This window comes from Microbulbifer sp., assembly GCF_036563125.1.
Taxonomy (GTDB): domain Bacteria; phylum Pseudomonadota; class Gammaproteobacteria; order Pseudomonadales; family Cellvibrionaceae; genus Microbulbifer.
The window spans coordinates 1-2,051 of record NZ_DATCMV010000041.1 but is presented as its reverse complement, the minus strand read 5'-3'; the positions used below and the strand labels follow the sequence as shown (position 1 = coordinate 2,051).

2 protein-coding genes and 1 pseudogene are annotated in these 2,051 nt (G+C 57.8%); all 3 read right to left on the bottom strand.

The window, feature by feature from the left end:
• Nucleotides 1-210, bottom strand: a pseudogene (locus tag VIL80_RS03330) (arylsulfatase); the annotation flags it as partial.
• Between the two features lie 45 nt (nucleotides 211-255).
• Nucleotides 256-1,263: an HAD family hydrolase gene (locus VIL80_RS03325; protein WP_332034739.1), complete on the bottom strand. Its 1,008-nt coding sequence runs from the start codon at nucleotides 1,261-1,263 to the stop codon at nucleotides 256-258.
• Nucleotides 1,264-1,384: 121 nt separating this feature from the next.
• On the bottom strand, nucleotides 1,385-2,051 hold a 667-nt coding region (locus VIL80_RS03320; RefSeq protein ID WP_332034738.1), incomplete at its 5' end, for a hypothetical protein.

The following is a 2,051-nucleotide window of genomic DNA, read 5'->3' as shown; positions in this document are numbered from 1 at the left end:
GTTGGCAATGCGGTCGATATTGGGGGTTTTGTAGCCCAGCATGCCGCGGTTGTTGAAGCTGACATTCCAGAAGCCGATATCGTCGCCCCAGATCACCAGGATATTCGGTTTGTCCTGGGCCTGGGCGGCGCTATGGCCGAGGCACATCAGCGCTACAGAGGTGACCGCAATCGGCACCCGCAGCATGCGTTTCAAATAAGTGCGAACCATATTTTCCTCCTCGAGGGTGACAGCAAACTGTTTTCGGTATGTGATTTAACGCTTGGCAGCCGGGAAAACCGTTTTCCAGTCGTTTTGCATATCGATGACAACCCAGCCTTTTTTGGCGGCGTCATCGAGCCCTTTGTTGAGTTGGCCAACGTGAGAGTCGCGGTCGTAGGCCCATTCGCGCTTGGCATCGGTGTGATGCAGCAGTAAGCCAAAACGCGGGCCGCTGCCGGCGGTGGTCCACTCCAGCATCTGGTAGTCACCATCGGAGTTGCCGGAGGCGAATATGGGGCGCTGGCCTATGTACTGGTGGATACCGACGGGCTTGCCTTCTTTGTCATCCACCAGGTTGATTTCCGGCAGCTTGATAATCACCGGCTTGCCATCTTTCACTTCGTATTTGGCCTTGAGGCTGGAGCCGACCACCTGATCGGGGGGGATGCCGTAGGTTTGCTCGGCAAATACCCGCATAAAATCCACACCGCCCCCGGAAACAATGAAGGTCTTGAAGCCGTTCGCGCGCAGATAGTCCAACAGCTCCAGCATCGGCTGGTAGATCATCTCGTTATAGGGGCGGTTGGTTTTCGGGTGGCGCGCGGTTTTCAGCCAGCTAGCCACGTTATTTTGAAATTCTTCCGCGGTCATATTGGCGTGGGTGGCGGCGATGATTTTCATCAAGCCTTCCTTGCCACTGGCAATCACATTTTTCATGTCGCCTTTGAGGACGGAGGCGAAGGGCTCTTCGGTTTTCCACTCCGGGTGCTGCGGCGCCATCTTTTTCACCTGGTCGATGGCATAGATCAATTGGAAATAAACTGGCTGCTCTGCCCACAGGTTGCCGTCGTTGTCGAAGGTGGCGATGCGCTGGTTTTCCGGCACGAAATCCGGGGATCCCTTTTGCGTGACCTTTTCCACGAAGCCGACAATGGCATCTTTGGTCGGTCCGTCGTTCCAGGAGGGCAGTGGGGACGCGGCCTGGGCGGAAATAGCGTTGACCAAGAAAAAGATCAGCAGGCTCGCAGTGAGCCAGAACTGGAGCCGGTACCGCACATGCATAACGTGTTCCTCTAAACTGCGTGAGGATCTGGCAGGTATTACCTCTATCCCTATTTACTGTAGACGGAAATTTCTACCTTGATGTGTAAAGGCAAACTTGGGACCTGGCGGGTGCGCCTGTTCAGGGGTTCAGCGGCGGCAGGGACTGCGGGTACCGGGGAGTCGAGGTCGGTCTCAGTACCTCGATCGCCTGTGCCAATTGTTGCCAGGCGGCGGCGACGGCAGAGCCATCGGGCGTGCGGCCAAACTGCGCTGCGCCCATTACAAGTAAAGGGGGTTGCAGGGCTTTTGCGGCGGAAGGGCGGTAGCGCTTGAACTCCGACAGGGCCTGAAGGAACTCTGGATAGTCCTGTGCGGCGCAGGCATTTTGTAATCGCTGCCACGCGAGTTTTCCGGATGCCTCGGCCTGTTGTTCACGTAGTGCTCGCCACTTGTGCAGCCTGGGGCCTGCCCAGTGGGCGAGTAGCCAAACAGCGAGTGCTGCGGCAGAGAGGATGAGAAGTTTTTCCCACAGGCTGGTGCCGGTCAAGGGCCCCGGGCCGCGGGCGTGCACCTTGATAGCGTCCACCGAGGTTGTCTTTATGGTGCCATCGTCCAGGTCGTACCAGCGCAGGGTAATCGCGGGTAGCGTGCCGCGCGCGCCGCTCTCCGCCACGTAGGTTACGCGCTCAGTACGGATACCGATGGTTTCGTCGTTGCGGGAATCGGTTTTGTCTTCCGCCTTGTGGGCGTCTGCATAGGCGGCCAGGCCGTTCGGGCTTTGCGTGTTCAGCAGCTGGGGAATAAAT

Coding starts and splice junctions, on each gene's coding strand:
- VIL80_RS03325 (WP_332034739.1), bottom strand. CDS start 1,263: ATGCATGTGCGGTACCGGCTCCAGTTCTGGCTCACTGCGAGCCTGCTG.